The organism is Endozoicomonas sp. (assembly GCF_051008435.1).
GTDB lineage: Bacteria > Pseudomonadota > Gammaproteobacteria > Pseudomonadales > Endozoicomonadaceae > Endozoicomonas_A.
On the sequence record NZ_JBPCXO010000049.1, the window covers coordinates 1 to 5706 of the forward strand.

Below are 5706 nucleotides of genomic sequence, written 5' to 3' on the forward strand. Positions count from 1 at the left end.
AAACAGCAGGTGCTGATCAAACTCAACAGGGCTATCCTTGAATTTTGGTGGTGGTGACATCTGGCATTATTAGGGTTGATTTAAGGCTTATCATAACAGATAAACCTATTCTCGGTCAGGCTCCTAGGCGACAAGAGAACGAAACCCCTTGAGCCTACGAATAGTAGGTGATCGGGATGAATGAACTCTGACAACAACGTAGCATCTTGAAAGGCGATGGGTATATGATCTTTCCCAGATATTCATCATAAGCCTGTCCAACCACTAACTAAGCAATCGGCATTGTAAATTCAAAGATAGTGCCGCCTTCAGAATGACGATGAAACGTCAGGCGACCACCATGGGACTGGATGATAGAGTGACAGACAGTCAGACCAATCCCCATACCGTCCGACTTGGTGGTATAGAAAGGTGTGAACAGTTTTTCTTCGGCATCATCGGCCAGCCCGTAACCCCGGTCAATCACCGACACTTTAACGAACTGGTCGTCGACCTGTTCTGCCTTAACCCAGACACCGATGTCCCGGGTATCCTGATCCCTCATGGCTTCCATACCATTGCGAATCAGGTTTAGGGCGACCTGCTGAATCTGCACCGGATCCACTTTCACCTCTGGCAGATCTTCCGCCACTTCAGTATGAATCTCCATACTGTTGTTTCGGGCATCCACTTCAGCCAGTTTGACGGTATCGCTAATCAGCTTAACAGGATCTACACAACCCAGAACATGATCAGGCTTCTTAACAAAAGAGCGAATCCGGGCAATGATCTCTCCGGCACGACGGGCCTGAATGTTGATCTTGTCCATCGCCTCATAAAGCGAGTCATAGATATCGTTGTCATTATGCTCCAGCCTCGCCATCATGCGCTTGGCGACCTGAGCATAATTGGAAATAGCGGTCAGAGGCTGGTTTACCTCATGGGCAAACCCTGCTGCCATCTCTCCCATAATACTCAGGCGAGAGACATGAGTCAGTTTTTCCTTCTGGGTTTCCAGCTCATCCAGAGCCTTCTGCAATGCAGCCTGGCCACGTTTTTTACTGGTAATATCCGTAAAAACAACCACGGCACCATTGGGCTGACCTTCTTCCATGATCGGTGTGCATGAGTAGCTGACCGGGAATGATGAGCCTTCTTTGTGCCAGAAAAAGGCATCGTCCACTCTTTTGCTGACACCTTTATTCAGTGCTACCTGTATGGGCGCCAGGTGCTGACTGCGAGCTTCATCTCCCGCTTCATCCAGCATCAATTCAATGAGACTGCGATTGATCAGACTGTCCATAGGCCAGCCCGTCATGATGGAAGCCGCCGCATTGGCAAAGGTAATGTGTCCCCGGCTATCCAGCCCGAAGATACCTTCGTTCATACTTTCCAGAATACGGGCTTTATCGGCTTCAAGCTGACGGTTTCGGGCTGAAAGCGCTTGTTCAAGTCGATGTATCTTGAGCTGGGTCTCTACCCTGGCAATGACTTCCTCCGCCTGAAAAGGCTTGGAGATAAAGTCAACAGCACCGGTCTCCAGACCACGTACTTTGTCCTTAGTGTCATCCAGTGCGGACAGAAAGATGACCGTAATATTCCTGGTATCCGGACCTTCTTTCAGCTGACGGCATACTTCATAACCGTCCATTCCGGGCATCATAATATCCAGTAAAACCAGCGCGGGCCTTGCCTTTTGGGCAATCCTCAATGCACTTTCACCGTTTTTCGCAATAAGAAGCTTGTAGCCCCGCCCACTGAGGGTCTGCAGCAGCACCTGCAAGTTGGTGGGATTGTCATCCACCAGAAGAATGCGCTCTACATCATCAACCGTTTCCGGAGGAGTGTCTGCCACGTACATATTGTTCGCCAATTCGTTAGTCACAGCTGGAAAAAGCATAGTCGAAGAAGTGAGCCATTCTGCCAGAATTTCCCCTGCAGGGCATGGGGTCTTTATATATTTTGCCACTTGTCTTCCGGGGTTTTTACTGCTCTCACTTCAGAACTAGGAGCCAGACCCTATTCATGCTTCAATAGCTCCAGGAGCCTGTCAGACTTAAAGTCGTTTCGGATGGAATTCCGACAGGCTCCCGGATAATCAATTACCCGTGATATTGGAACCCAAGTATGAAAGTACTGGTCATCGGTCAAACCGGTCAGGTCGGCCATGAAGTCTGCAGAATTCTGGGAGAGAAAGGTATTCCCTGGTACGCCCCGGACAGAACCGAGCTGGATCTATCTGAGCCCGAACAGATTCAAACATGCCTCAGAGACCACCAGCCAGACCTAGTCATTAATGCGGCGGCCTACAATAATCCGGTCAAGGCTGAGAACGAGCCTTCCCGCTGTTTCAGTATCAACCGGGATGCTGTCGCCGAACTGGCGAACTGTTGTCAGCGTCAGGACATTATTTTATTCCAGCTCTCAAGCTACCGGGTATTTGATGGCACCAAGCAGGAACCCTATAACGAAAAAGACCCCACAAACCCTATCGGTGTTCTTGGTAACAGTCGATTGCAGGCTGAGCAACAAATCAGGGAGCGTTGCGAGCGTCATATCATTCTGAGACTGTCCTGGATTATCAGTGAACGTCGCCCCAACATCCTGAGAAGGCTGGCAGAACAGATGTTGGTCAGCAAGGAAGTGTACGTTACTCCGGATCAACTGGGTTGTCCTACGCCTGCCGACGATGCCGCCCGGGTTATCGTTGCCATGGTTCAGCAGCTCGACTGTGGCGCTGAAACCTGGGGCACTTTTCATTACTCCACGACCGAATCAGTTTCTGAAAGTAACTTTGCCGAGATTCTTACTGCTGAAGCTTCCCAGCATCGTGACTTGAAAGTTCGCAAGTTGATCATGGCCAACATTGAATCCAGAGAAGGTATTAAACCGCCAGCCAACGGCACTCTGTCTTCCACTAAGGTGCTTAACACGTTCGGAGTTCATGCCCGACCATGGAGAAGCGCTGTGGCCCGGATTATCCGAAAAGTATACGACGACAGTAACCCTTCTGAATAAGCGAACCCAGTCGATTCATGATGTTGCCAGATCTTCCAGCTCTGCCTGTTACCGACATTCTGCCAGAGCTGTCAGAGTGCCTTGCCAGCCACGACCGGGTTGTCCTGCAAGCGCCAACGGGCGCAGGTAAAACAACCCTGGTTCCCCTGTACCTGCTCACACAACTGAATCTACCCGGAAAGATTCTGATGCTGGAACCAAGACGACTGGCGACGTCCGCCGCAGCCATGCGAATGGCCGACCTGCTTGGCGAACCGGTAGGGAAAACCGTTGGTTATCGGATGCAGCTGGAAAGCAAAGTCAGCAGGGAAACCCGGATCGAAGTCGTGACGGAAGGCATTCTGACTCGTATGTTGCAGGATGACCCCGAACTCTCAGGCATTTCGCTGGTGATTTTTGATGAATTCCATGAACGGTCTCTGCAGGCCGACCTGGGGCTCTCTCTGTCTCTACAATGCCAGGAATACTTTCGCGACCAACCTCTGAAATTATTGATCATGTCAGCTACTTTGCAGACTGACATGCTGACGAGAGCTCTGGAAGCTCCCTTGGTCATCAGCCGGGGCTTCAGCTACCCTGTAGACGTCGTATACCGGGATCAGCCCATCAAGGATCGAAACTTTTTTCCTCTTTGTCAGGAAGTCTGTCAGAGCGTGATAAAAGCTATCAATGAACAAGAGGGTTCGGCACTGGTCTTCCTTCCGGGAGCAGGTGAAATCAGACAGGTTCACTCTTTACTCAACGAAAAAGCTCTGCCAGAGAATATTGAGGTGCTGCCTCTTTACGGGGAAATGAGCCTGACGGACCAGCGTAAGGTCATTCAACGATCCGGGGCTGGTCAAAGAAAAATTGTATTGGCCACTAACATTGCAGAAACCAGCTTGACGATTGAGGGCATACGCATAGTGATTGATGCCGGCCAGGTCAGAAAAGCCGTTTTTGACCCTTCCTGTGCCATGACACGACTGGAAACCCGACGCACCAGCCAAAGCAGTGCAGAGCAAAGAAAAGGACGCGCAGGCCGACTGGAACCGGGGGTCTGCTATCGACTCTGGACCGCATCCGAACAAACCAGGCTGGCAGCCACTGATTCACCCGAAATAGAAGAAGCTGATCTCGCGCAACTGGCCCTTGAACTTGCCACCTGGGGAGCTTCTCCTGATGAACTCTTCTGGCTGAACTCTCCCCCTGATCGCCGCTATCAGGAAGCGACCACTTTGCTGGAAAATCTTGGGGCACTCTCAAGAACCTCTGCAGGCAGCTTTGCAATAACAGACCATGGTCGGGAGATGACCCGACTTGGGGCTCATCCTCGTATTGCTCACATGTTGATCGTGTCAGCTGATAAAGGATTACTGGAAGAAGGCAGTCAGCTGGCTGCCGTTCTCTCAGAAAGAGATTTGCTACGAGGCCAGAAAGGTCATTCTGTGGATATCTCAGATAGAATTCAGTTACTGGCAGGTAAGTCTTCAGGCAAAAGCACTCACAAAAGCACTCACTCAGTACACAAAGCCCGACAATTAGCACGACAATTAGCACGACAATGGCGTCAGAAGCTCACACAGAACACTAAACGTCCTGGCTCAGACAACAGTGAGCCCTACTCACGATTGCTTCTTGCGGCCTACCCAGATCGCATAGCCCAACGCCGAGGTCAATCCAACCAATACCTTTTGAGCAGTGGTCAGGGCGTTGAACTGGATTCACTGGACCCATTGGTAACCCATGAGTATCTGGTCATACCCAACATTGGCAATATTGGCAGTCAGCGAAACGCAAAAGCCTTTCTGGCCAGCCCGCTCAGCCTGCATACGCTTTATGACGAGTTACCAGAATTGATCCGGGAGCAGCAGACCGTTATCTGGAATACGGATAAAGAACGAGTCGTTGCAGTACAGCAGGAGAGATTGGGAGCGCTGGTTCTGGATGAAAAACGTCTAACGTCGCCTGATCCTGAATTAATTCAGGCGGCGTTAATCAACGGTATTCGCAACAAAGGTATAAGTTGTCTGCCATGGACCAGTGAAGCGCAGCAGCTCAGGGAAAGAATGCTGTTTATGGCCTCATGGCAACAAGCCAGAGAAACCGGGTGGCCAGCAATGGACGACTCAGCCCTGCTGGAAGAACTGGAGCAATGGCTGGGGCCTTACCTAACCGAACTGTCGAAACTTGAGCAACTAAAGAAACTCTCCCTGAGCAGCATACTGCTTGGCAGACTGGACTGGCCCCAGCAGCAGCTGATGGGGTCCGAAGCACCGGAACGCTGGCGGGCTCCCAGTGGCTCAAAAATTCGTATTGACTACTCCAATCCACAAGAACCCAAAATTTCACTCAGACTCCAGGAGCTGTTTGGGGCACTGGAAACACCGGTCATTGGTTTTGGCCAACAGCCCCTGACCATCGAGATGCTCTCACCCGCCCAGAGACCGGTACAGATTACCCGGGATCTGCACAGTTTCTGGAAGAACACCTACCAGGAGGTCAAGAAAGACCTCAAAGGCCGATACCCCAAACATTACTGGCCGGATAATCCACTGGAAGCCGAGGCGACCCGATTTGTAAGACCCAGGAAGTAGGAATGCAACCTTAAGTCCCGCTTAACTTTGAGGTAATGAGCGAGCAGGCTGTACTTTTGGTAAGAGAGTACAGTTTTCATACACTTTGCAGTCTAATCTACAGCATCAGCTTGTGTTCATAATTGTTCCGCTT

Annotated in this window: 3 protein-coding genes; 2 read left to right on the forward strand and 1 reads right to left on the reverse strand. The window is 50.8% G+C overall.

The annotated features are described in order from the left end of the window. Nucleotides 1-268 precede the first annotated feature (268 nt). The gene (locus ACR2PX_RS02165; protein ID WP_433997717.1) at nucleotides 269-1948 is read right to left on the reverse strand and encodes an ATP-binding response regulator; all 1680 of its coding nucleotides are present in this window, start codon (nucleotides 1946-1948) and stop codon (nucleotides 269-271) included. A gap of 158 nt (nucleotides 1949-2106) precedes the next feature. Here ACR2PX_RS02165 and ACR2PX_RS02170 point away from each other — a divergent pair, with 158 nt between their 5' ends. Further along, complete coding sequence (locus ACR2PX_RS02170; protein WP_433997718.1) at nucleotides 2107-2997, forward strand: SDR family oxidoreductase; 891 nt, start codon at nucleotides 2107-2109, stop codon at nucleotides 2995-2997. Between the two features lie 17 nt (nucleotides 2998-3014). Next, nucleotides 3015-5573 carry an ATP-dependent helicase HrpB gene (hrpB, locus tag ACR2PX_RS02175; RefSeq protein ID WP_433997719.1) on the forward strand — a complete coding sequence of 853 codons (2559 nt, stop codon included), beginning with the start codon at nucleotides 3015-3017 and terminating at the stop codon, nucleotides 5571-5573. The last annotated feature ends 133 nt before the right edge of the window (nucleotides 5574-5706 follow it).